The 24,745-nt window shown below is 73.2% G+C and carries 9 protein-coding genes; 5 read left to right on the plus strand and 4 right to left on the minus strand.

The window, feature by feature from the left end:
• The first annotated feature begins 293 nt into the window (after positions 1–293).
• Positions 294–599 (plus strand): DUF3817 domain-containing protein, encoded by a 306-nt coding sequence (locus ACSDR0_RS23165; protein ID WP_435290962.1) that lies wholly within the window; start codon positions 294–296, stop codon positions 597–599.
• 17 nt (positions 600–616) lie between these two features.
• Here the strand turns inward: ACSDR0_RS23165 and ACSDR0_RS23170 are convergent, their stop codons facing one another.
• From ACSDR0_RS23170 to ACSDR0_RS23185, 4 genes are all read right to left on the minus strand, one after another.
• Complete coding sequence (locus tag ACSDR0_RS23170; RefSeq protein WP_435290963.1) at positions 617–1,639, minus strand: DUF4037 domain-containing protein; 1,023 nt, start codon at positions 1,637–1,639, stop codon at positions 617–619.
• A gap of 132 nt (positions 1,640–1,771) precedes the next feature.
• Positions 1,772–2,521: a GNAT family N-acetyltransferase gene (locus ACSDR0_RS23175; protein ID WP_435290964.1), complete on the minus strand. Its 750-nt coding sequence runs from the start codon at positions 2,519–2,521 to the stop codon at positions 1,772–1,774.
• Between the two features lie 11 nt (positions 2,522–2,532).
• Complete coding sequence (gene purB, locus ACSDR0_RS23180) at positions 2,533–3,963, minus strand: adenylosuccinate lyase (RefSeq protein ID WP_435290965.1); 1,431 nt, start codon at positions 3,961–3,963, stop codon at positions 2,533–2,535.
• 194 nt (positions 3,964–4,157) lie between these two features.
• Positions 4,158–7,421, minus strand: coding sequence for an efflux RND transporter permease subunit (locus ACSDR0_RS23185; protein WP_435290966.1), 3,264 nt, complete (start codon positions 7,419–7,421; stop codon positions 4,158–4,160).
• A gap of 118 nt (positions 7,422–7,539) precedes the next feature.
• On the opposite strand from ACSDR0_RS23185, the gene ACSDR0_RS23190 reads away from it, so the two are divergent.
• The 4 genes from ACSDR0_RS23190 (at position 7,540) to ACSDR0_RS23205 (ending at position 24,708) form a co-directional block, all read left to right on the plus strand.
• Positions 7,540–8,019, plus strand: a complete 480-nt coding sequence (locus tag ACSDR0_RS23190) for a MarR family winged helix-turn-helix transcriptional regulator (RefSeq protein ID WP_435290967.1) — start codon at positions 7,540–7,542, stop codon at positions 8,017–8,019.
• A 14-nt stretch (positions 8,020–8,033) separates the two neighbouring features.
• On the plus strand, positions 8,034–8,807 hold the full coding sequence (locus tag ACSDR0_RS23195) for an SDR family NAD(P)-dependent oxidoreductase (protein ID WP_435290968.1): 774 nt from the start codon (positions 8,034–8,036) through the stop codon (positions 8,805–8,807).
• Positions 8,808–8,900: 93 nt separating this feature from the next.
• Complete coding sequence (locus ACSDR0_RS23200; RefSeq protein ID WP_435290969.1) at positions 8,901–10,055, plus strand: MFS transporter; 1,155 nt, start codon at positions 8,901–8,903, stop codon at positions 10,053–10,055.
• A 640-nt stretch (positions 10,056–10,695) separates the two neighbouring features.
• On the plus strand, positions 10,696–24,708 hold the full coding sequence (locus tag ACSDR0_RS23205; protein ID WP_435290970.1) for a hemopexin repeat-containing protein: 14,013 nt from the start codon (positions 10,696–10,698) through the stop codon (positions 24,706–24,708).
• The last annotated feature ends 37 nt before the right edge of the window (positions 24,709–24,745 follow it).

Below are 24,745 nucleotides of genomic sequence, written 5' to 3' on the forward strand. Positions count from 1 at the left end.
ACGACCCTAGAAGCTGAAGTTAACTTCAGGTCAAGGGGGGCCGCAACCGCATGCCCCTTTCCTCCCCTTCGTCGCGCCTGTCGTGTGGCCGCGCCGCCCGCCTCGCGCGGCCACCGTCGCGGCCACCGTTTCGGGCGTTGTTCCGGGCGCTGTTCCGGGCGCTGTTCCGGGCGCTGTCATGGGCGGGCCCGGCGGGGCGGGCGGTGCCCCGCCCCCCTAGGCTGGAGGCCGATTCCCCTCGCCCGGACACCCCGTTCTCCGGGCGCCTTCCCCTCTGGAGAGGTGTACTCGCCGTGCCGACCGCACTCCGCCTGTTTCGTTACGTGGCGATCGCCGAAGCGTGCTCGTGGGCCGGGCTGCTCATCGGCATGTACTTCAAGTACGTCGCCGCCACCGGGGAGCTCGGCGTGAAGATCTTCGGCCCGGTGCACGGCGCCCTGTTCGTCCTCTACCTGGCCGCGGTGCTGTACGCGGCCCGCCAGGCCGGCTGGAGCCGGGGCACGGTCGTCATCGGCCTGGTGTGCTCGGTGCCGCCGCTGGCCACCTTGTGGTTCGAGCGGCGCATGCTCGCCCGCCACCGGGAACCGGCCGCCGCCTGAGCTCACCTCACCTCACCTCACAGTTCCAGGACGGCGCGGGTGGCGGCCCGGCAGCGCCGCGGATCGGTCAGCAGGTCGGTGCTGTCGCCGAACTGGTCGATCGATCCCAGCGCGGGCAGCGCCCGCACACGGGGGTCGGTGATGGCGGCGCCGAGGGCGTCGGCGAACCGGCCGGCGTCCAGGACCTGGAAGGGCCGCCGGTGGTAGGGCCGCAGGCTCGCCTCCAGCGCCGGGGCCGCTCCCATCCGGTTGTGCAGGGCCGCCACCCGCCGGTACACCACCCCCAGGTGTTCCTCGCGCTCGCGCCACCCGGTGGCCGCCACCGCCGCCGACAACGCGTCCCCCAGCTCCGCCGTGCCCGGCAGGCGGGCAAAGGCGCTGCCCAGCCACTTGGCGTAGGGCGGGTAGCGGCGGCGCATCAAGATGACCAGCCGCATCAGGTCGCGGGCCTGGCCCGCGGTGGCCAGTGCCGAGCCCAGGTCGTCGCCGACCTCCCCGCACCGCCCGGGGAAGGCCTCCTGCTGGGCCAGGCGTCTCCACTGCCCGGCCAGCACGTAGCGCTCCAGGTCGGGCGGATACCAGCGCAGCGCGGCACGGGCCCGTTCCAGGACCTCCAGGCCGTCGTGGAAGACCTCCCCGCTGGTGACCTCGGCCAGCCGCTGCCAGGGGGTCGACAGCCAGTCCAGCACGCTCACCCCCCGCAGCGGGTCGAAGCCGAGCCGCCCGGTGAACCAGGCCGCCGGATCGCTCACCTGCACGCCGTGGCCGGCGCCGGCCACGGCGGTGCGGTAGCCGCCGAAGTCGGCGGGCAGGCCGTCGCCGACGGCGCGCCTGACCTGATCGGCCCGGTGCTCCGCCACGAACACCACCACCCGGGGCCCCCAGTCATGGTCGGTGGAGCGTTCGGTGTCGAACGCCAGGACCTCCGACCCGGCACCGATCAGCGCGGCACTGTGCGGCACGTCGGCCACGATCGGCCGCACGACCTGGGCGTAGAAAGCACGCGAAAGCTCCAGGCCAGGTATGAAACTGGACATCATTTCGTCCACTCTGCCTGCCGTGACCGCGCCTCGCACCCGGTTTTCCCTCCGGGGCCCGTGGGCCTGCGGGGCCGCGACGGGACCGGTGTCCCGTCGCGGCCCGGCGCCCTCCGGTCCCCTTGCCGTGCGGGGTCAGGCGCCGTCCAGGCCCGCGGCGGCCAGCGGGCGTCCGCGTAGCCCCAGCCGCTCGTACAGGGCGATGGCGGCGTGGTTTCCGGTGTCGACCATCAGTGCCACCCGCTCGTGCGCGGCCGCCAGCTCGCCGAGCGCGAACCGGCACACCCGCTCGCCGTATCCGCGGCCGCGCACCGCCGGCGCGGTGGCCACACCGGCGACGAATCCCACCGGCGGGCAGGACCAGGCGTCGGCGGCCACCGCCACCAGGTGCCCGTCGTCGCCGCGCACCCCGGCCCAGCGCCGCACCCCGGCCACGCCCGGCACCGCCCAGGAGGTGGGGGCCGCCCGGGCCAGCAGGGCGCTCACCTCCCCCTCCTCGGCGCCTTCCAGCCACTCCACCCGCCCCGAAGCGGTGTCCTCGCCCGGCCGGGTGAGCGCGCCGGCCGGGGTGTCCATCCACTCGAACGAGCCCAGCACCCGCATCCGCGGGGACCGGGCGACCACCTCCCGCACCAGCGCCCGCGTCCCCACCACCCGGTAGGACGGGCCGACCTCCGCCAGCACCCGCTCCACCAGGGCGCTCACCGCGCCGGGCTCCCCGCACACCGTGAGGCGGTCGCGGCGGTTGAGGTCGGGGCAGGCCACCGCCACCGCCTCCCCCAGTGCCCATGCCCGCACGTGCGGTCCCATCCCCTGGGCTCCCCACAGCACGAGCGCGTCTCCCGCGCACGCCGCCGCCACCTCGGCAGCGTCCCTCAGCCGCACCGGTGCGCCGTTCAGAGGATCGCTCCGGGCCGGTAGGCGGCCGCCTGCGGGTAGCGGGCCACGACCTGTGCCACGCGCGCCACGACCGCCTCCACCTGCGCCGGGGCCGCACCGGTGAAGGAGATCGGCTCGCCCAGCAGGGCCTCCAGCTCTGCCCGGTCCAGCGGGAAGCGCTCGTCGGCTCCCAGGCGGGCGATCAGCTCGTTGGCGGCCGATCCCTCGCGCATCGCCAGCGCCGACGCCACCGCGTGCTCCTTGATCAGCTCATGGGCGCTCTCGCGGCCCACCCCGGCGCGCACCGCGGCCATCAGCATCTTCGTCGTGGCCAGGAACGGCAGGTAGCGGTCCAGCTCGGCGGCGATCACCGCGGGGAAGGCGCCGAACTCCTCCAGCACCGTCAGCATGGTCTCCACCAGGCCGTCGAACGCGAAGAACGCGTCCGGCAGCGCCACCCTGCGCACCACCGAACACGACACGTCCCCCTCGTTCCACTGGTCACCGGCCAGCTCCCCCGTCATCGAGGCGTACCCCCGCACGATGACCGCCAGCCCGTTGACCCGCTCGCACGAGCGGGTGTTCATCTTGTGCGGCATGGCCGAGGAGCCGACCTGTCCCTCGGCGAACCCCTCGGTGACCAGCTCGTGGCCGGCCATCAGCCGGATCGTCTTGGCCAGCGAGGAGGGGGCCGCGCTCAGCTGCACCAGCGCCGTGACCACCTCGTAGTCCAGCGAACGCGGATACACCTGCCCCACGCTGGTCAGCCGGTGGGCGAACCCCAGGTGCGCGGCCACCTCGTCCTCCAGCGCCGCCAGCTTGGCCGCGTCGCCGCCCAGCAGGTCCAGCATGTCCTGGGCGGTGCCCACCGGCCCCTTGACGCCGCGCAGCGGGTAGCGGTCGATCAGCTCCTCCAGCCGGGCGAACGCCACCAGCAGCTCGTCGGCGGCCGAGGCGAACCGCTTGCCCAGCGTCGTCGACTGCGCGGCCACGTTGTGCGAGCGCCCGGCCATCACCAGGTGCGAGTGGCGCACCGCCAGGCCCGCCAGCGCGGCCAGCAGCGCCACGCACCGATCGCGCACCAGCACCAGGCTGTCGCGGATCTGCAGCTGCTCGACGTTCTCGGTCAGGTCCCGCGACGTCATGCCCTTGTGCACCTGCTCGTGGCCGGCCAGCGCGTTGAACTCCTCGATGCGGGCCTTGACGTCGTGGCGGGTGACGCGCTCGCGGGCGGCGATCGACTCCAGGTCGACCTGCTCGACCACCTTCTCGTAGTCCGCCGGCGCCGAGGGGGGTACGTCTACCCCCAGGCGGGCCTGCGCGGCCAGCACGGCCAGCCACAGGCGCCGCTCGGCCACCACCTTGTACTCGGAGGACCACAGGCGGGCCAGCTGCGCGGAGGCGTAGCGGGCGGCAAGGACATTGGGGATACGCGGCTTGGCAGTCACGTTGCGTCAGTATATTCCGCCTGCCCCGCCCGCCCCGACCAGGGGCACCGGACCCGCCGGGAGACCGGGAGAACCCCGGGGAAACCGAAGGGAGCCAGGAGGGGGCGGGAGAGGGCGGGGAAGCCGGGCGAAAAGGAGGAGCCGGTCGCCACCCGGGCGACCGGCTCCTCCCCTTGCGATGATCCGCCGGTTCCCTACCGGGCCGGCGCCAGCTCGTCCTTGTCGTAGACCTTCAGCTGCGGCCGCTCGCCGCCGTCCTTGGGCGTGCGCCGCAGCCGCTCCTTGAGCCGCTCCACCATCACGTACAGGGTCGGCACCAGCACCAGCGTCAGCAGCGTCGACGACAGCAGCCCGCCGATCACCACGATCGCCAGCGGCTGGGAGATGAACCCGCCCGAGCCGGTCAGCCCCAGCGCCATCGGGACCAACGCGAAGATCGTCGCCACCGCGGTCATCAGAATCGGCCGCAGCCTGCGCCGGCCGCCCTCGATCACCGCCTCCACGATGCCCATGCCCTGCTCGCGATACTGGTTGATCAGGTCGATCAGCACGATCGCGTTGGTCACCACGATGCCGATCAGCATCAGCATGCCGATCAGGGCCGGAACCCCCATCGGCGTGCCCGTCGCCAGCAGCAGGCCGATCGCGCCGGTCGCCGCGAACGGCACCGACACCAGCAGGATCAGCGGCTGCACGAAACTCCGGAACGCCGCCACCATGATCATGAAGACGATCGCGATCGCCGCCAGCATCGCCAGTCCCAGCTGCCCGAACGCCTCGGCCTGGTCCGCGCTGACCCCGCCCACGGCGAAGCTCGCCCCCGCCGGCAACGTCAGGGCGTCCAGCTTCGAGGTCAGCTCCGTCGTCACACTGCCCAGGTCGCTGCCGGTCGCCGTACCCGACACCGTCGCGCTGCGCTCACCGTCGATCCGCGTCACCTGCGTGGGGCCGTCCACCTTGGCCACGTCCGCCACCTGCGACAGCTTCACCAGGCCCGTCGCCGTGGGCAGCTTCAGCGCACCCACCGCCTTGACGTCCTCGGGCGCGTCCGCGGTCCGCAGCACCACCGCACCCGAACGGCCGTCCAGCGTCAGCTCACCCAGCGGCGCCCCCCGGAACTGCTGAGCCACCAGCTGCCCGATCTGCGTCTCCGTCAGCCCCTTGGCCGCCGCCTTCTCCCGGTCGACCCGCACCTCGACCCGCTCGGCGCCGTCCTCCAGGTTCGAGGCCACGTCCCGCAGCCCGCCCAGACCGGCCATCGCCGTGCGAACCGTCTCGGTCGCCGTGCGCAGCGTCGCCACATCCGGCGCCTGCACGATCACCTGCAGCTGGTCGGTCGAGCCACCGCCGGGACCGCCCTGGCCGCCGCCCACCGTGACCTTGCCGACCTCCGCCTCGGGCAGCCGCTTCAGCCGCCCGCGCAGCTCCTCCTCCAGCACCGCGCTGTCGGCCTCCTCGGCGACCGTCATCGAGTACGACGCCCGATCGCCGCCACCGCCGCCACCGCCCAGGAAGCCGCCGCCACCGCCCACGTTCACCTGGTAGTCCCGTACGCCCTTGAGCGACGCCAGGACCTCCTCGACCTTCTTGGCCGCCGCGTCCGTCGTCGCCAGGTCGGTGCCCGCCGGCATCCGCTGGCTGATCGACACCGTGTCCTGCCCGGAGGAGTCGATGAAGTTGGTCTCCAGCCGCCCCGCCAGCCCCATCGTCGCGGCGAACACCACCACACCGACCAGCACCGTCGCCAGCCGCCGCCGCGTCGCGAAACGCAGCACCGGCAGGTACGCCCGCTGCAGCGGGCTGCGCATCTCCTTGGCCTCGGCCTCCTCACGCACCGCCCGAGCCTGCTCCGGCGACAACACCGGCGCCTTCAGGAACCAGTACGCCAGCACCGGCACCACCGTCAGCGACACCAGCAGCGACGCCAGCAGCGCCACCGTCACCGTGATCGCGAACGGCGCGAACAGCTGCCCCACCATGCCGCCCACCACGGCGATCGGCAGGAACACCGCCACCGTCGTCAGCGTCGAGGCCGTCACCGCGCCGCTGACCTCACGCACCCCGGCCAGCACCGCCTTGCGCTTGGCCTCCCCGTAGCCGAGATGACGCTTGATGTTCTCCAGGACCACGATCGAGTCGTCGACCACCCGGCCCACCGCGATCGTCAGCGCCCCCAGCGTCAGCAGGTTCAGCGAGTAGTCACCCACCCACAGCGCGATCAGCGCGATGACCACCGACAGCGGGATCGACGCCGCCGTCACCAGCGTCGAGCGCACCGACAGCAGGAAGACGAGGATGACCAGCACCGCGAACGCCAGGCCCAGCAGCCCCTCGGTCGTCAGGTCCTCGATCGAGCGCTCCACGTACGGCGCCTGATCGAAGATCACCGTCATCTCCGAGGAGTCCCCGATGGCCCGCACCATCTCCGGGAGCTTCTCGCGCACCGCGTGCGAGATCGCCACCGCGTTGCCGTCCGGCGTCATCGTCACCGACAGGCCCAGGCTCGGCTGCCCGTTGGTGCGCGTCAGCGACGTGCCGTCGGCCAGCGTCCGCTCCACCGTGGCCACATCACCCAGCCGCACCGGCTTGGGAGCCGCGGCCGGACGCCGCTGCGCCGCCTGCTGCTGCGCGGCCTGCTGCGCCTGCTGCTGGGCCTGCTGGGGTCCGCCGCCCGGCACCTGCCGCGCCTGCGCCGGCGCCTGCTGCGCCGCGGGCGCCGCCGGCGTCAGATACAGATCCTTCAGCTCCTCCAGCGTCGAGACCCGCGCCCCCACCTGAACCGTCAGCGACATCTTGTCCTCGGTCAGGCTGCCCGCCGGGACCGGCTGCCCGTTGGCCCGCAGCAGGTCGGCCACCGCCGTCGGCGACAGGCCCAGCAACGCCAGCTTGCGAACATCCGGAGTGATCGTCACCACCTCGTCGCGGGTGCCCGTCACCGTCGCCTCGCGCACCCCCTCGATGGCCTGCAGCTCCGGCACCACCAGCCGCTCAAGCCGATCGGCCATCGCCCGCTGATCGCCGCCGTCGCCCACCGCCAGCTGCATCACCGGAATGTCGTCGGTTCCGCCCGACAGGACCTGCGGATCGACCCCGGCGGGCAGCTGCGCCTCGATGCGCGAGATCGCCTGCTGCATCTCCGCGACCGCCGCGTCGATGTCGGTGCCGTACTCGAACGCCACCTGGACCTGCGCCATCCCCTCCCGGGACGTCGAGGTCACCTCGGAGACCCCCTCCAGACCCTGGAAGCTGTTCTCGATCGGCTCGGTCACCTGCTCCTCGACGATCTCAGGAGAGGCACCCGGGTAGGAGGCCGCCACGAACGCCCCGGGAAACGACAGCGAGGGCAACAGCTGTTGCTTCAGGGAGGGGATCGCGAAGAGGCCGAACGCGCTCAGCACCAGCGCGATCATTATGACGAGGCTGCGGTTGGCGAGGCTCAACCTGGCCAAGGAGGTCATCGGAGCGGGCTCCTCAAGGAGGGACATCACAACAAGATTCGCCCCAGACTAACACTTCGCCTCATACGAATATTTAACGATGCTTACCAATCCTGATAACCTTCTCAGGAAGCGAGAGGTGAGCGTGAACGACGACCGCGAACAACTGATCGACCAAATCGGCGCCATCCAGCGCGACCTGGGCCGGCTCCTCGCCCAGCAACGCCCCCCCTCCCCCCTCTTCGACTCCAACCTGACCATGCGCCAGCTCAAAGTCGTCATGATCCTCTCCGGCCAGGACTCCGCCTCAGGCCAAGACCTCGCCACCCACCTCGACGTCGGCCTCGGCACCGTCACCGGCATCGTCGACCGCCTCGTCGCCCACGGCCTCGTCACCCGCCGCGAAGACCCCCACGACCGCCGCATCCGCCGCGTCGAACTCACCCCCGCCGGACGCGCCCTCATCGAACAGATCGCCGACGCCGGCCTCACCGAGTTCCGGCGCCTCCTGCAACACCTCGACACCCCCACCCTGCGCGACCTGTCCACCGTCATGGACAAGCTCCAACACGCCGCCCTCACCCTCCAGGACCACGCCCCTCACAAAAAGGTGGGATGATAGGTTCTGTCGCTGTGACAGCACCCACCGACACCCTCTTCTCCCTCACCGGCCGCACCGCCCTCGTCACCGGCGGCAGCTCCGGCATCGGACACACCATCGCCCACGCCCTCGGCCACGCCGGCGCCGCCATCGTCATCGTCGCCCGCCGCACCGCCCACCTCACCACGACCCTCACCGAACTCCACGACCAGGGCATCAGCGCCGCCGCCATCACCGCCGACCTCGCCGACCCCGACGACATCACCCGCATCTGCCAGCAGGCCCCCACCTTCTTCGGCGACATCGACATCCTCGTCAACAACGCCGCCAACAACATCCGCCACCCCATGGCAGAACTCACCACCGACGACTACCAGCAGACGATGGCCGTCAACCTCACCGCCCCCTACCTCCTCGGCCAGCACTTCGGCCCCCGAATGGCCCAACGCGGCTGGGGCCGCATCATCAACATCGGCTCCCAGCAATCCCACAAAGCCTTCGGCGACAGCGGCGCCTACGGCATCTCCAAAGCCGCCATCACCGGCCTCACCCGCTCCCAGGCAGAAGCCTGGTCCCCCCACGGAGTCTGCGCCAACACCATCATCCCCGGCTTCGTCCTCACCCCCCTCACCCAACCCGCCCAAGCCATCCCCGGCCGCGTCGAAGCACTCGCCGCCCGCACCATGACCGGCCGCAACGGCCACCCCGCCGACTTCGCCGGCATCGCCGTCCTCCTCGCAAGCAACGCCAGCGCCTACATCACCGGCCAGGCCATCTGCGTCGACGGCGGCTTCTCCGTCCACTGACACCAACACGCGGCTGCCCGCACCAGCCGCCCCCCACAACACAAAACCCACCATGATTGAATACGCCCCGGATCCAACACACCCGGGGAGCTCATGACCACCACCCAGCACCCCGCAGGAGCCCGCAAAGCCGTCTCCTACTTCTTCATCCTCCTCGGCATCACCTCCGGAGCCTGGGCCGCCCGCATCCCCGCCGTCAAACACACCCTCGACCTCAGCGACGGCCAGCTCAGCTACGGCCTCCTGGCCACCGCCATCGGACTCGTCACCGGCATGCGCTTCGCCGGACACCTCACCGACCGCCTCGGCAGCGCCCGCCTCATCACCCCCGCCGCCATCGCCACCGCACTGTCCGTCATCCCCCCCGGCTACGCCACCACCCTGCCCATCCTCATCGCCACCCTCTTCCTCTTCGGCTTCACCAACGCCTTCCTCGACGTCTCCATGAACGCCCACGGCGTCGAAGTCGAACGCGCCTACGGCCGCCCCATCATGTCCTCCTTCCACGGCATGTTCAGCATCGGCTGCCTCACCGGCGCCGGCATCGGCGGCCTCTTCGCCTGGCTCGACCTCAGCGCCGCCGCCACCCTCACCACCGCAGGCATCCCCCTCGCCCTCCTGTCCCTGTACGCCCGCCGCCACCTCCTCCCCACCCCGCCGCCGCCCACCACCCACCACACCCGCGTCCGCGCCCCATGGACCAGCTGGATCATCCTCATGGGAATCGTCGCCTTCGCGGGCCTCGTCGGAGAAGGCGCCGCCAACGACTGGACCGCCGTCTACCTCTTCCAGAACCTCGGCGCCAGCCAGGCCGTCGCCGCCGCCGGATTCGCCGTCTTCTCCACCGCCATGACCATCGGCCGCTTCGCCGGAGACCACCTCGCCCAGCGCTTCGGACCCACGCGCCTGGTCCGCTACTCCGGCCTCGTCGCCGCCGCCGGTCTCGGCGCCACCCTGCTCACCGGCCAGATCCCCATCGCCTTCGCCGGATTCACCCTGTTCGGCCTTGGCCTGTCCACCATCGTCCCCCAGGTCTTCTCCGCCGCCGGTAACCACGACCCCGCCCGCGCCGGGCGGGCCATCGCCCAGGTCGCCACCGTCGGCTACGCCGGCCTCGTCGCGGGCCCCGCCATCATCGGCGGCGCCGCCGAGCTCGTCGGCCTGCCCGCGGCCCTGGGCATCCCCGCCCTGCTCGCCGTCTTCATGGCCGCCTCCGCCGGAGCACTGCGTCCCTCAAGAACACCGTGACCGGCCAACGGCCCGGCCCTGCTTTTTGCCGAGGAGTCTTCAGTCCGCTGTAAACGATCTTGGACCTGCCGAGCGCCTTTACAATGTAGATTAATAAGACCTCGGGGCCGTACGACCCGGTCACGGTTCCCATCGGCGACCCGGAACCGGCCGCTCCCGCGCCCAGGCCGCCCCGCACACCTCGGCCCTCCGATTCCCCGGCCGCCGGGAAAACGTCCGCCTTTTCGGACGCGGCGGGTGTGACTCCCGATGCGCGGGCTACGGATGCGCCTCACCTCCCACCGGAACGCGGCCCCCCGGGTATCCGCCCGACCAAAAGGACCTACCCGAAAAACGGCATTTCCCCCAAAGACGCAATCTCGGTCATTAGTCGCCCCGAATGGACCACCCAGGTGAAAGGCTATGGCCATCCCCGTATGAGATTGATACTATTCGTCCGCTTAGCTTCGGGGGCCTGAGGTCGGCTGCGGTTTTTCTCACCATGGGGAACCTACGAAACAACCACAAGAACGGCGCGCCGATACGTCCTGCCCGGAAATACCAGGCAATTCCCCTGCTCGTTCGCATGCCCATTCGACATTCACGCCCATTCGGAATTGTGCGCGCCCGCGGTCCCGTCGCGGCCCATCCAGGAGGATCCATGCAGCCGGCCGACTCCCTCCCGAGCTACGAGCAGCTGTTCGGCGATCTCGACTTCCGCGAGCGAGACGAGTCCCGCTCGGTGTACTCCCCCGCCGCCTACCTCGCCGAACTGATCCAGCTCCTCGGTGACGACGCCCCGGCCGGGCTGCTCGGCGACCTCCTCTCCCGCCGCCCCGCCATTGGGAACGTTCCACTCGACGGCGCCAACACCTACACCGAGCTGCCCTATCTCGACGTGGTCAACGAGGTTTTGGAGCAGGAGCTGAGCCGGGGCCGCGGGATCGGCGCCGACCAGGTGCTGCGGGCGCTGCGACACCCGTTCACCATGCCGTTCTCGCTGCGGCACGAACGGCTGCGCCGGCTGCTGCACCACCTGAAGGTCGAGCCCGCCGAGCTCTACCGCCACCTCGCCGACGTCCCCGCCCCCGACGTCGTCGCCCGGGAGTACCTGGGGCTCACCCCGGACGACGTCGGCGTGCTCACCACCCCGCTCGCCGACGGCCCCGCACTGCGCGAGCACTGGGGGCTGGACCCCGAGGCCGGGGAGACCCTGCGCACCCTGGAGGCGGTCCCCCGGTTCCGGCAGGCCGCGTCGATCACCGGTGCCGAGCTGCGGGAACTGCTGTACGGCGGCCTCGGCGCGGCCTCGAGTGGCGGGGCGCCCCCGGAGCGCTCGGCCGCCTCGGCGTTCTTCGTCCACCACGGCGGCCCGGTGGTCGGCCTGGACGCCGAGGAGAAGCGGCTCGTCTGCGTCGACGACCCCGCCAACCCCTACGACGACAACGAGCCGATCCCCGCGGCCTGGTTCGACCGGGTCTCCCGCTTCGTCCGGCTGGCCCGCCGCACCGGGCTGACCTTCACCGACCTCGACCTGGTGCTGCGCGACTGCTGCGGCAACCTGATCGACGCCAGGGCGCTGCGGCACCTGGCCGTGCTGCTGCACCTGCACCGCGGCCTGGAGGTGCCGATCGACGTCGCCGTCAGCCTGGTCGCCCCGGTCAACACGCTCGGCGCGGGCGACGGCCAGGCGCCGCGGGACCTGTTCGACCGGGTGTTCAACGTGCCCTTCGCCACGGCGGGCGCCCCGGTGATCCTCGGATCGGCGCGGGTGCCGCACGGCTACGCCGACCGGCCGGTGCTCACCTGCGCCGGCGACATCCTCGCCACCCGCAACAAGGACTACCGCCGGCGGGTCACCGCGGCGCTGTCCTTGACCGAGGACGAGCTGGCCACCCTCGTCACCCGCTTCCGGGAACGTTCCACCACCGGCGGCACGGCGCAGCCGCCCCCGTTCGACCGCGCGACCGGCCCGGCCGAGCTGTCGCTGCTGCACCGCGTCCACCGGCTCTGCGCGGCGCTCGGCGTCTCGGCCGAGGAACTGCTCGACGTGCTCGACGCGCTGGAGGGCGACCCGGCGCTGCGACGGCACACCACCTTCCCGCTGCTGATCGACACCGGGGTGGCCACCGGCGACTACCACGCGGTACTGGCCGGCGGGGACGTCGCCTCCGGCCTGTGGCTGGTACAGACCCTGTCGGCCGTGGTGGCGTGGATGCGCTCCGCCGACCTGAACGGCCGGGAACTGGCCACGGTGCTGGGCGCCGCGGCGGCGCGGGCCGGGAGCGGCGGGCGGGCCGGCCTGAACGGGCAGGCAGGGCAGGCCGCCCCGGGCGGGCAGGAGGAGCCGGACGCCGACGCGGTCCTGCTGGCGGAGCTGCGCCGGCGGTTCGAGGAGCTCGCCCCCTCCCCCGAGCTGTTCGCCTCCCGCCGGTTCGGCCCGCGCGCCGCCGCGGTGATCCACGACGTCGTCGTCGCCCACCCGGCCGGTGTGGTGTCCGGCCGGGACGCCCGGCTGCTGCGTGCCGACCCGGCCCGCGCCGCGACCGCCGCCTACGGCGCCCTCACCGAGCTGGGCATGGTGGTGGGCGGCGACCTGGAGGGGATCGGGCTCGGCGACCGCCTGGCCGTCAAGATCTACACCAACCTGGTCATCGCCGGCCGTCTGGAGCCGGGCGGCGCCCTGGTCACGGACCGGCTGCCGCAGACGCCCGCGGGACTGCGGCTGACCCGTGACTTCGGCAGGCACCGCGACGCGTTGTTCGACCTGATCCACAGCCTGTGCCCGGCGCCGTCCCCCGGCAGGCCACTGCCGGCGCCGGCCGCCTTCTTCCCCTCCGACCTGGCGAAGCCGGCCGGCCTGGGCGACTTGAGCGACCTGGGCGACGCGGAGCGCGCCGAGCTCTACGACAACCTGGTCTTCAACGGCTACCTCGACGACGAGGGGACCGTGCTGCGGCCCGATTTCTTCGCCCTCGTGAGCAACCGCGCCGCGTTCGCGGTGAACGCCGACCTGAGCGCCGTCACGGCCGGCGTGCACGCCCGGCTGCGCGAGCTGGCCGCCCGGTTCACCGGCGGCGCCGTCGTCTTCGACCCGGCGGTCCTGGCCGCGCTGCCGCTGTCGCCTCAGCAGGTCACCGCCCTGGTCGAGAGCCTGCGCCTCAACGGCCACATCGACGCCGACGGCTTCTTCGCCGACCCGGCGGCGCTGCTCGACCCCGATCTGAGCGAGCCGGCGCTGGCCCTGGAGTTCTACCCGTACCGCCGGTACGTCCTGGAGGCTCTGCGCGGGCCGCTCACCAGGGCCCGGGCCGAGCTGCTCGCCGTCACCCCGGCGGACTTCCTGGACATCGCCGACCCGGCCGCCGCGCAGCGGGCGGCCGACCTGCTGGACGGCGTCCACCTGGCCGACGACCGCGTCCCGCAGGAGGGCCGGGCGTTCTTCGCCGACCCGGCGGGACGGCTGGAGCTGGCCGGGTTCACCGCGGCCGAGAACTCCGCGATCTTCCGGCGGATCGCCACCGCCGTGGCCGACCACCACCCCTACCGGGTCGACCCCGCGGCGTCGGCCGAGTTCGGCTTCGACCCGGGCGAGCGCGACCGGCTCGTGGCCAGGCTGGTCGACGCCGGGCACCTCGCCCCGGATCTGGGCATCCCCGAGCACCGGCTCGGCTACTTCGCCGAGGTGTACAACGCGCTGGACTTCGTCCTGCCCGGCCTGGAGGACTTCGCCAAGGACGTCTTCTTCCTGCTGCACGCCGTCGCGGTGCGGACGAACGCGGCGATCGCCGAGATCGTCGCCAGGCTGGAGGCATTGGCCGCCCGGCAGCGCGCCACGCTGCTCGCCGTGCTCCAGGACGAGCTGGGGGTGAGCGCGCCGATCACCGCCGCGGCCTGCGCGGCGGTCGCCGGCGGCCCGGCCGGGGCGGTGGAGCTGCTGGCCGCGCCCGCGCTGGCCGGCGCCGAACGCGGCGCCGACCTGCCCCCGGACTCGCGCGCCGCCCTGCGGCGGATCCGCGCCGTCGCCCTGCTGGCCGGGAAGTTCGGCCTCGACGCGAACCAGATCGCCCTCGCCTTCCGCGACCAGGACCTGGCCGGCAAGTTCCCCGAGCCGCTGACCGCGCCGCGCGGCCTCGACCGGATCGACGCCCTGCTGGAGAGCTCCGACGGCAACGTCTACCTGTTTCGGGGCCAGGAGTGCTGGGTGTACGGGCCAGGCTACGTCCGCACCGGCGACGAGCCGGTGCCGCTGAGCGACCTGTCCGCCCGACTCGGCGTCCTCACCGGCGTCGACGCCGCGTTCAGCGACGTCAACGGCACCGACTGGATCATCGGCCGGGACACCGGCGGCCTCCCGCGTACCTTCACCCGCCAGCGCGGCGGCGCCCGGTGGGCCCCGAGCCCGCAGGAGTGGGGCGTGGTCGAGAACGCCTTCGACGCCCCCGCGGCGATCGACGCGGCGTTCACCGACGAGGAGGGCCGGGTCTACCTGTTCTGCGGCGACCAGTACGTCCGCTACTCCGGGGCCGGGCGCGATCACGTCGACCCCGGCCACCCCCGCCGGATCGGCGAGTGGTGGGAGGACGGGCAGCGCGGCGCCGAGTTGCCCGACCGGTTCCGCCGCTCGCTGGACGCGGCCTTCCGCGGCACCGACAACACCACCTACCTGTTCTCCGGCGACCGGTTCGTGGCCGTGGACGGCACCGCCGCCGAGCGGCCGGTCGCCGAGGTCTGGGGGCGGATCCGCAACGTGTTCGCCGAGACCGACCACATCGACGCCGCCTGCGCCGACGGGGCCGCCTACCTGCTGTTCTCCGGCGACCAGGTGTTCCGCTACCTCGGCGACGTCGAAAGCGGCGAGCTGCGGGCGGACGCGGGCTTCCCGCAGCTGATCGAGGCGTTCCTGCCGGGCGTCCCCGCCGAGTTCGCCGGCGGGGTGGAGGCCGCGTTCCGCGACCCCGGCGGGGTGTTGCACCTGTTCAGGAACGGCAGGACCGTCGCGCTGCGCCCGAGCGGGCCCGACGTCGCGCCCACCGCGCAGCGCTGGGGGACCATCGGCGCCGCCCTGCCCGGCGGCACGGTCGACGCGGCCTTCGTCGGCCTGGACGGCCGCACCTACCTGTTCTCCGGCGACCGTTACCTGCGCTACTCCGGCGCCGACTACTCGACGGTGGACCCCGGCTACCCGCGGCGCGTCGCCGACGACTGGGGCGGGCTGCTGCGGGTCGACGCCGCGTTCACCCTGGACGGCGCCACCCACCTGTTCGGCACGGCCGGGCTGATCACCTGCCTTTCGCTGGAGCACGCCGGCGACCTGGACGCCGGCCGGCTGCCGCACCCGGTGCGCCGGCTGCTGCTGGAGCACGGCATCGCCGCCGCCGAGGACGCGCCCGTGTCCGGCACCGGCCCCCAATGGCAGGTCGTCGCCGACCACGGGATCCGGCTGGCGCTGCGCCGCGCGGTGGACCCGGCCGCCGTGGATCCGATCACCGGCAAGCGGGTCTTCGGGGAGCGGATCGAGGTGCACTGCGCCGAGGACTCCGACGCCTCCTTCCACGTCCGCTACTCGACCAGGGACTACACCGCCCCCGACGCCGCCCACCCGCAGGCGCTCGCCGCCAACCGGTGGAACCTGCCGGACGCGCTGGCCGAGGCCCCGTTCACCCGGGTGGACGCCGCGTTCACCGGCCGAGACGGCCTGGTGTACCTGTTCTCCGGCGACCACTACGCCACCTTCGACAACAAGCGCCGCTGGTGGTCGGAGCCACAACCGCTGCGCCGTCACTGGGACGACCTGCCGTTCGGCCGGGTCGACGCCGCCCTGCTCGGCAAGGACGGCCGCACCTACCTGTTCTCCGGCGACCGGTACGTCCGGTACTCGAGTGGCGACCACACCCGGATCGACGACCGCTACCCGGCGACGATCACCCGCTTCTGGGGGAACGTCGTCAGCGCCATCGCCCGCACCGGGCGGGTCGACGCGACGCTCGTGGCCGACGACACCGACGCGGGCGGCGTCGTGCGCACCCGCACCTACCTGTTCTCCGGCAACCAGTACGTCCGCTACAGCGGCACCGACCTGTCCACGCCCGACCTCGGCTACCCGCAGGTCCTGGCCGCGCTGGCGCGCGAGCCGCGACTGGGCCCCCTGAAGGAGGCGCCGGCGGGCGTGGACGCCGCGTTCGCCGACCGGGGCACCGTGTACCTGTTCGGCGGCGGGCGCTGTCAGGCGGTCTCCCACAGCGCCTACCGCCGCTACGAGGACGCCCTCACCGAGCCGGTCGGCTGCGCGTTCGACCAGGACGGCGCGCTGCTGGCCGAGCGGGGCGGCCACTGGTACCGGCACGGCCAGCCGGAGCGAAAGGCCGTCGCGCCGCAGCGGGCCCGGCCGCGGTTCCCGCGCGCGGTGCCGCCGGAGTTCCGCAGCGACCTGGACGCCGTGCTGCACGGCGCCGACGGCAACACCTACCTGTTCAAGGGCGCGTCCTGCTTCGACACCCGCCTGGGGCGGGCCTACCCGCTGGCCGAGGAGTGGGGACGGCCACGCAACAACGTCTACCACGACAACGCGGTGGACGCCGCGTTCGTCGGCACCGACGGCAGGACCTACCTGTTCAGCGGCGACCAGTTCGTGGCGTACGCCGGCGCCTCCGCCATGGACGCCGACGTCGACGGCGCGCCGCTGCCGATCGCGGCGCACTGGGGCGGGCTGACCCGGGTGACGCTCGCCTACGTGCAGGACGCCACCACGTACCTGTTCGAGCCGCCCCGGCCCGACGGCACGATGCGCTACGTCACCTACACCGGCCGCGACTACACCCGGGCACCGGAGGGCGGGGTGCCGCGGGTCGCCGCCGCCGGGTTCTGGGGCGTTCCCGAGGAGTACCTCCCCGCCGGGTTCACCGTGCCGGACGCCGTACTGTCCGTCGGCGAGACCACGCTGCTGCTGTTCGACGGCCAGTACGTGCGTAAAGACCCGGCCGACCCGGCCGGTGCGACGGCCGGCGGGCCGGTGGGCGGGGCGTGGTCGCAGCCGCGGCCGCTGGAGCGCGTCTGGCGCGGGCTGGCCAAGGCCGACGGCCTCACCAGCGCGTTCGTCGGCCGCGACGGCGCCACGTACTTCTTCTTTCCCGGCGAGTTCGCCCGCCACGACGGCACCCTGGCGGCGCGGCGGCCGATCCGGGAGGCCTGGGGCCGCACCCGCAACAACTTCCTGGGCGCCGGCGAGGACGTGGTCGACGCCGCGTTCGCCGACACCTCCGCCGACGGCAGCCGGGTCACCTACCTGTTCTCCGGCGACCAGTACGTCCGCTACACCGGCACCTCCTACCGGCACGCCGACCCCGGCTATCCCCGGCCGATCGCCGGCAACCTGCGCGCCGAGGAGGCGTTCACCGGCCTGCCGGTGTCGTTCGAGGAGGACCTGGCCGACCGGCTGGAGGCCGACGGGCGCCGCATGGTCGACGCCGTGGTCGGCGGCGGGCGCACCGTGCGGATCCTGTCCGGCCGCCTCTGCCACGTGCTGTCGCGCGGCCTGACCGCGAACTTCGACCAGACGGCGCTGGCCCGGGTCCGCAACACCGTCGCCGAGCGGCGGCGGGTCGACGCCGCCCTGGTGATCGGCGAGACGGCCGGCGGGCAGACCGGCCCGCGCACCCTGCTGTTCTCCGGCGACCAGTACGTCCGCTACACCGGCGCCGGCGGCTACGACCAGGTCGACGAGGGCTACCCCCGGGTCATCGCCGAGGCGCTGCCCGCCGAGCTGGGCGTCGCCGAGCTGCCCGAGGCCTTCCGCGACGCGATCGACGCGGCGTTCCAGGACGCCGACGGCGTCGTGTACCTGTTCGCCGGATCCCGCTACCTGCGCGTCGCCGCGGGCCAGGTGTCCGAGGCGCCGATCGCCGGTGCCTGGGGCGTGGTGGACAACGCCTTCCGCGTCCCCGGGGCGAGCGTGGAGGCGGCGTTCACCTCCCGCGACGGCGACCTGTACGTGTTCTGCGGCGGCCAGTACGCCCGCTACCGGATGACCCGCCTGAAGGCCGTCGAGGACGGCTACCCGCGGCCGGTGGCCGGCGACTGGGGCAACCTGCCCGAGGCGTTCGACGCCGGGCCCGACGCCGCGTTCTCCTTCGAGGGCCGCGCCTACCTGTGCCGGGGCGGCGAGCACGTCCGCTACTCCGGCGACCGCTACGACACCCCCGACCGGACCTACCCGCAGCCGTTCGGGCACCGCTGGTCCGGCACGGCCGACTTCCGGCTGAGCGACGTGCGGACGATCGCCCGGTTCGCCGAGCTGGCGCGGGCCCACTCCGGTGACCTGGCCGCCTTCCTGCTGCCCGGCGAGGCCGCCGTCGAGGACCCCTACCGCTACCTGGCCGACCTGTTCGGCTGGGACGCCGACGAGATCCGGTGGTGCCGGCGGCGGATCGGCCTGCTGACCGACGGCGCGGCCGACGAGTCGCTGTTCGAGCTGGAGTTCCTGATCCGGATCGCCGGCCTGTTCGCGTTCGCCGGCCGGCTGGGCACCGTGCCGTCCGCGCTGCACGCCGACGTGTGGTCCCGGCTGCACGGCGACGGCGGCGGCGACACTGCGCTGGAGGCCGCCGCCGAGGCGCTGCAGGAGCTGTTGATCCGCCGCGAGGACCCGGCGGACCGGCCGGCGCTGAGGCGCGTCCTGCACGACGAGCTGAACGTGCTGCGGCGCGACGCGCTGGTCGCGGCGGTCCTCGCCCGCGGCCCCGGCGACGGGCTGAGCACCCCCAGGGACCTGTTCGACCGGTTCCTGATCGACGTCGAGATGGGCCCCCGCGGCAACACCTCCCGGGTCCGGGAGGCCATCGCCGCCGTCCAGCTCTACGTGCACCGCTACCTGCTCGGCCTGGAGCCCCCCGCGGCCACGGGGGTCCTCGCGATCGCCGGGCCCGGCGGGCCCGCGTCGGACGGCGCCGCGCCGGACGGGCCCGGCGGGCCGGCCGGGGTCGTCGAGTCCGCCCAGGACGCCCGCCGCCGGATCCGCGAGTGGTGGCGGTGGATGCGCGGCTACCGGCTGTGGGAGGCCAACCGCAAGGTCTTCCTCTACCCGGAGAACTACATCCGGCCGGAGCTGCGCGCCGACCGCACCCCCGCCTTCCGCGCGCTGGAGGGCGACCTGCTGCAGAACGAGATCACACCCGCGGCGGTGGAGCAGGCCTACAAGCGCTACCTCGACGAGTACACCGAGGTCTCCCGGCTCACCATCGCCGGCGGGTACGTCTACACCAAGGACCGCACGACCGGCGGCCCCTACCGGCTGGCGCTGTTCGGGCGCACCAAGACCGACCCGCGGCGCTACTACCACCGCCGGGCGGAGTTCACCAGCCGAGACCGGCTGTCGGCGTCCTGGGAGCCGTGGCAGAAGGTCAACCTGCAGATCGACGCCGACGAGGTGCACCCGGTGCACGCCTTCGGCCGGATGTTCGTGTTCTGGGCGGCCGTGGAACCGGTCGCCGACGACGGGGCGACGACCACCGTGGTGGCCGAGTCCAAGGGCGACGGGCAGCAGGTCAGCGGCAAGCCGCCGACCCGGCAGATCAAGATCTTCTACTCGTTCGAGAACCTGAACAAGGAGTGGGTGACGGCGCAGACGCTCGGCGTGGGCGTCCCGCGCAGCGGCACGATCGACGGCATCACCCTGTTCATCCAGCCGGTGGCCGCCGGCCAGGACCGCACCTCCATCGTGGTCGCCTGCGCCTACACGGTGACCACCCCGAACCCGCCGGCCGAGGACGGCACGCCGCAGGAACCGACCGTGCGACGCGTCGGCCTGATGTTCTCGCTCGGCCCCGAACTCGTCGCCGAGGACCTCACCGAGCGGGCCCTGGCCGACGTCCCCGGCATCTCCGAGCTGCCCTTCGGCATCTTCCACGGCTCCGTCCTGAAGGTGCTGGCCGGGGCGTGGGTGGCCGGCGAGACCGACGACAAGGTCGCCCAGGTCCTCGCCGCGGCGGCCGAGCGGGTCGCCGAGGTCTTCGTCGACCCGGTGAGGCCGGCCGACGTCGTCCGGTTCGACACCCCGGTCGCGGCCGAGTCCGGTTCCTGGTTCAGCGTGGACGTCAAGGGCGGCAGCTTCCTGTGCCGCCCGACCGACCCGGGCCCGGACGACTCGGCGGGCCTGCTGCCGCTGGAGGGCAACGACGACGGGCTGCCGGCGTGGGGACAGGTGGACGCCGCGGTCGAGCTGCCCGGCGGCGCCCGCTACTTCTTCGACAACACCGCCGGCCAGTACGCGGAGTCGGTGCCGGGGAAGGTCCCGGACGGGGCCGCGGCCGGGACGCCCGCGGGTGCGCTGAGCGGGCGGCTGACCACCGCCTCCCGGTGGGGCCTGGTCCCCACGGTCCTGCCCAAGGCCGACAAGGTCGACACGGTGCTCACCCGCGGCCAATACACGTTCGTCTTCTCCGGCCAGCGCTACGTCCGCTTCACCGGCGTCCCGTTCCAGGTCATCGACGAGGGCTACCCGAAGAACATCAGGACCAGCAGGGAGGACCTCCCGCCGTGGTCGAAGGTGGACGTCGCCTTCACCACCCCCGACGGCGTCGAGTACTTCCTCTCCCACGGCCTGGGGCGCTACACGACGTCCGAGGACATCGCCGCCGCGGCGGCCCGGAACCCTCCGGAGCCCCCGGCCGACCACCGGCTGGAGGACCTGTGGATCTTCAAGGATCTGCCGGGCACCTTCAGGCCGCTGGACGCGGTGCTGGTCAACGACCGCTTCGCCTTCGCCTTCGCCGCAGGCTCCTACGCCCGCTTCGTCTGGAGGGCCGACTCCAACGGGAACGGGAGGGGACACGGCGGGCAGCGCCGGAGCCGGTTCGTCCTCGACGAGCTGGAGGGGCAGAACAGGTACCCGCTCCCCCTCGACGGCAACCGGATGGGCCTGCCGCAGACCCGGGTCAACGCCGCGGCGTGGCGCGACGACGTCACCTACTTCTTCGACAACGGCGACAACGGCACCGTCGGCGGCACCGGCAGCGGCTCCTACCGCAAGATCGTCGCCAACGGGACCACCACCCAGCACAAGATCAGCGCCACCACCCGGCTGGCCTCGACCGGGAAGGTGGGCGCGGCCTACGTCGGCGACGACGAGCTCTACCTGACCAGCGGCACCGAATACGTCCGCTACACCCTGGGCGGTGACGGCCTGCCCGGCCGCCTCGTCGACGAGGGCTACCCCAAGCCGCTGACCAGGGAGATCAACACCGCCTTCACCCGCGGCGGCCGGGTCTACCTGTTCTCCGGCGCCGTCTACGCCCGCGGCGAGACCGGCCGCGGGCCCGACGAGGCCGGTGAGTACCTGCCGGTCGCCGGCTCCTGGGGCGGGCTGCCCCGCGAGGCCCCCACCCCGTTCGACGCCGCGATGGACTCCGACGAGGGCCTGTTCCTGTTCGCCGGCGGCTCCTACGCGCGCCGCACCAGGACCGCGGCCGTGCCCCGCCCGTACGAGCGCACCGCCCTGCCCTTCGAGATCATCCGGCTGACCACGGGCACCGCGGCCGTGCTCAACCAGCGGCTGCTGTCGGGCGGGGTGGCCGCGCTGCTGGACACCGCCACCCAGGAGACCGACGAGGTGGCGGTCACCACCGACCCCGAGGCCACCACGGCGGTCCGGGTCCAAAAGGACGCGGTCGACGAGGGGCGGCTGCCCACCGGCGCGCACCTGGACTTCCAGAGCGCCAACGGCATCTACTACTGGGAGATCTTCTTCCACGCGCCGCTGCTCATCGCGCAGGCGCTCAACGAGGCGCAGCGCTTCGAGGACGCCAAGCGGTGGTACGAGTACGTCTTCGACCCGACGAACCCGCACGGGCACTGGCGGTTCCTGCCGTTCCTCGGCGCCGACCTGCGGGCGCTCACCGACGGCTGCGCGCGCGACCTGGAGGTGCTGCGCGAGGTCGGCCTCACCGTCACCACGCTCGAGGAGGCCGGGCTGCCGGACGTGCTGGCCGCGCTGCGCCGGCTGGCCGCCGCCGAGGCCGGCGACGGCCGGCCCCGCGAGAGCGACCTGCTCACCGTCACCGCCGACGACACCCACCGGGCCATCGCCGCCGCCGTCACCGCGCTGGCCGCCACCGCGGACCTGACCCCCGGGCAGGCCGCCGCCGTGGCCGCGCTGGGTGAGCGCACCGCCGTCCTCGCCGATCTGGAAAAACAGCTTCGCGCCCTGGGCGGCCGGGCCGACCTGCTGCGGGCCTACCGTGACGACCCGTTCGACCCGCACGCCATCGCCCGGCTGCGCCCGGTCGCCTACCGCCGCGCCGTGGTGATGGGCTACATCGACAACCTGCTCGACTGGGGCGACATGCTGTTCCGGCAGTACACGCCGGAAAGCGTCGACGAGGCGCGGATGCTGTACATCCTCGCCTTCGACCTGCTCGGCGACGCCCCGGAGCGGCTGGGCACCGAGCTGCCACCGGCGACGCGGACCTTCACCGAGCTGGAGGGGGAGGAGGGCGACCTCGACCTGCTCGGCTACCTGACCGGCGGCGGCTCCCTGCTGGAGCAGGCGGGCGAGGTGCACGCGGGCGTGGCCGGCTCCTACTTCCACATCCCCGGCAACAGGGTGTTCGACGAGTACTGGGAGCGGGTCGCCGACCGGCTGCGCAAGATCCGCGAGTCGCTGAACATCCTGGGCGTCAGCCAGCCGCTGCCGCTGTTCGAGCCGCCGCTGGACCCGATGCGGCTGGTGCGCGCCGCCGCCGCGGGCACCCCGCTCGGCGAGGCCGCCGCGGCCGCGACGGCCGCGGCCGTACCCCCGCAGCGGTTCTCGGTGGCCTTCCGCCGGGCCCAGGAACTGGTCGACCGGGTCCGTCAGTTCGGCGCCGACCTGCTGGGCGTGCTGGAGCGGCGCGACGCCGAGGAGCTGAGCCTGCTGCAGGTCAAGCAGGAGGGGACGATCCTCGGCCTGACGCTCGCCGTCCGGCAGGCGCAGGTACGGATCGCCGAGGAGGACCTGGCCGAGCTGCGGGAGAGCCTGTCGTCGGCGCAGGGGCGCTCCGACCACTACGGCGACCTCATCGAGGCCGGGCTGTCGCCGCTGGAGCACGGCCAGCTCGCGATGATGTCCACCGGCGCGTCCCTGCACGTCGTCGCCGCCATCCTCAAGACCGGTGCGGCGTTCGCCTACCCTGCGCCGCAGGTCAAGGCCGGTCCGTTCATCCTGGGCACCGAGTGGGGCGGCGAGCAGGTCGGCCGGGGCCTGGACAAGGCCGGCGAGGTGCTGGAGTCCTCCGCCGAGGGCGTCAGCATGATCGGCGAGGCGCTGGGCGTGCGCGCCCAGCACGAGCGCTCCGTCGAGGACTGGAGGCTGCAGCTGGCCATCGCCGGCAGCGACGTGCTCCAGATCGGGTACCAGATCACCGCCGCGCAGCACCGGCTGGAGTCCGCCCGGCAGGAGCTGAGGATCCTGGAGCAGGAGATCGCGCACAACGCCTCGACGGCGGCGTTCATGCGGGACAAGTTCACCGGCGCCGAGCTGTACGGCTGGCTGTCGGCGCGGCTGTCGGGCCTGTGCCTGCAGGCCTACGAGCTGGCCTACGACGCGGCCCGGGCGGCCGAGGCGGCGTACCGGTTCGAGCGCGGCACGCGCGACGGCGAGCCCGAGCTGATCCGGCCGGCGTACTGGGACAGCCGGCGCGGCGGCCTGCAGGCGGCCGAGAGCCTCGGCATGGACCTGGAGCGGCTCGGCCAGGCCTACGCCACCGGCAACGCCCGCGGCCTGGAGATCACGAAGAAGGTGTCCCTGCTGGAACTGGACCCGGTGGCGCTGCTGCGGCTGCGCTCGGGCGGCCGGTGCGAGTTCACCCTGGGCGAGGACCTGTTCGGCCGGGACTTCCCCGGCCACTTCCTGCGCCAGATCCGCACCGTGTCGGTCACCTTCGCCGACGCCGCGGGCGAGCAGCTCGGGCTGAACGCGACGCTGACCCAGCTGGGCAGCAAGACCGTGCTGGAGGCCGACCCGAAGGCGGTCAAGTACCTGCTCGACCCGCAGGGCGACGCCCCCGCCACCCTGCGCGGCGACTGGCGCCCCAGCCAGCGGATCGCGCTGTCGCAGGTCGAGTACCCGCTGGAGAACAACGGCCTGTTCGAGCTGCGCTACGACGACGAGCGTTACCTGCCGTTCGAGGGCACCGGCGCGGTGTCCACCTGGCGGCTGGAGCTCGGCGGCGGGCCGCGGGGCGTCGCCGCGGCCGGCGCCCTGACCGACGTGGTGCTCACCGTGCGCTACACCGCCGAGCACGGCGGCGACGTGTTCACCGAGTCGGTCAAGGGCATGCTGCGCCCCTACCCGGCGGCCCACCTGGTCGACGTGGCCCGCGACTTCCCGAAGGAGTGGGCGGCGTTCCTCGACGGCGGCGACCGCCTGGTGCTGCCGCTCTCCCCCGACCGGTTCCCCGGGATGAGCAGCCGGCGGATCACCGGCCTGTACCCGAGGTACGAGTACGCCGGCGAGGGCACGGCACGGCTGGTGCTGGAGACCGGGCGGCGCCTCCCGCTCGCCGACGGCGTCCCGCTGACCACCCCCGGCCTGAGCCTCAACGGCACCGGCCCGTCCAGCTGGGCCTTCACCGTCGAAGGCGACCGCGGCGCCCTGAGCAACGTCACCCTGGTGCTCATGTACCAGGCCGCCGTCCGATGACCGCCCCGCGCCGAGGCCCCGGGCGGAAGGCGGCCAC

Origin of the sequence: Streptosporangium sp. G11, from assembly GCF_051192615.1 — a bacterium.
GTDB lineage: Bacteria > Actinomycetota > Actinomycetes > Streptosporangiales > Streptosporangiaceae > Streptosporangium.

Excerpts from the sequence above, each read along its gene's own strand:
- ACSDR0_RS23170 (WP_435290963.1), bottom strand. The coding sequence starts at position 1,639 with ATGATGTCCAGTTTCATACCTGGCCTGGAGCTTTCGCGTGCTTTCTAC.
- ACSDR0_RS23200 (WP_435290969.1), top strand. The coding sequence starts at position 8,901 with ATGACCACCACCCAGCACCCCGCAGGAGCCCGCAAAGCCGTCTCCTAC.
- ACSDR0_RS23205 (WP_435290970.1), top strand. The coding sequence starts at position 10,696 with ATGCAGCCGGCCGACTCCCTCCCGAGCTACGAGCAGCTGTTCGGCGAT.
- ACSDR0_RS23185 (WP_435290966.1), bottom strand. The coding sequence starts at position 7,421 with ATGACCTCCTTGGCCAGGTTGAGCCTCGCCAACCGCAGCCTCGTCATA.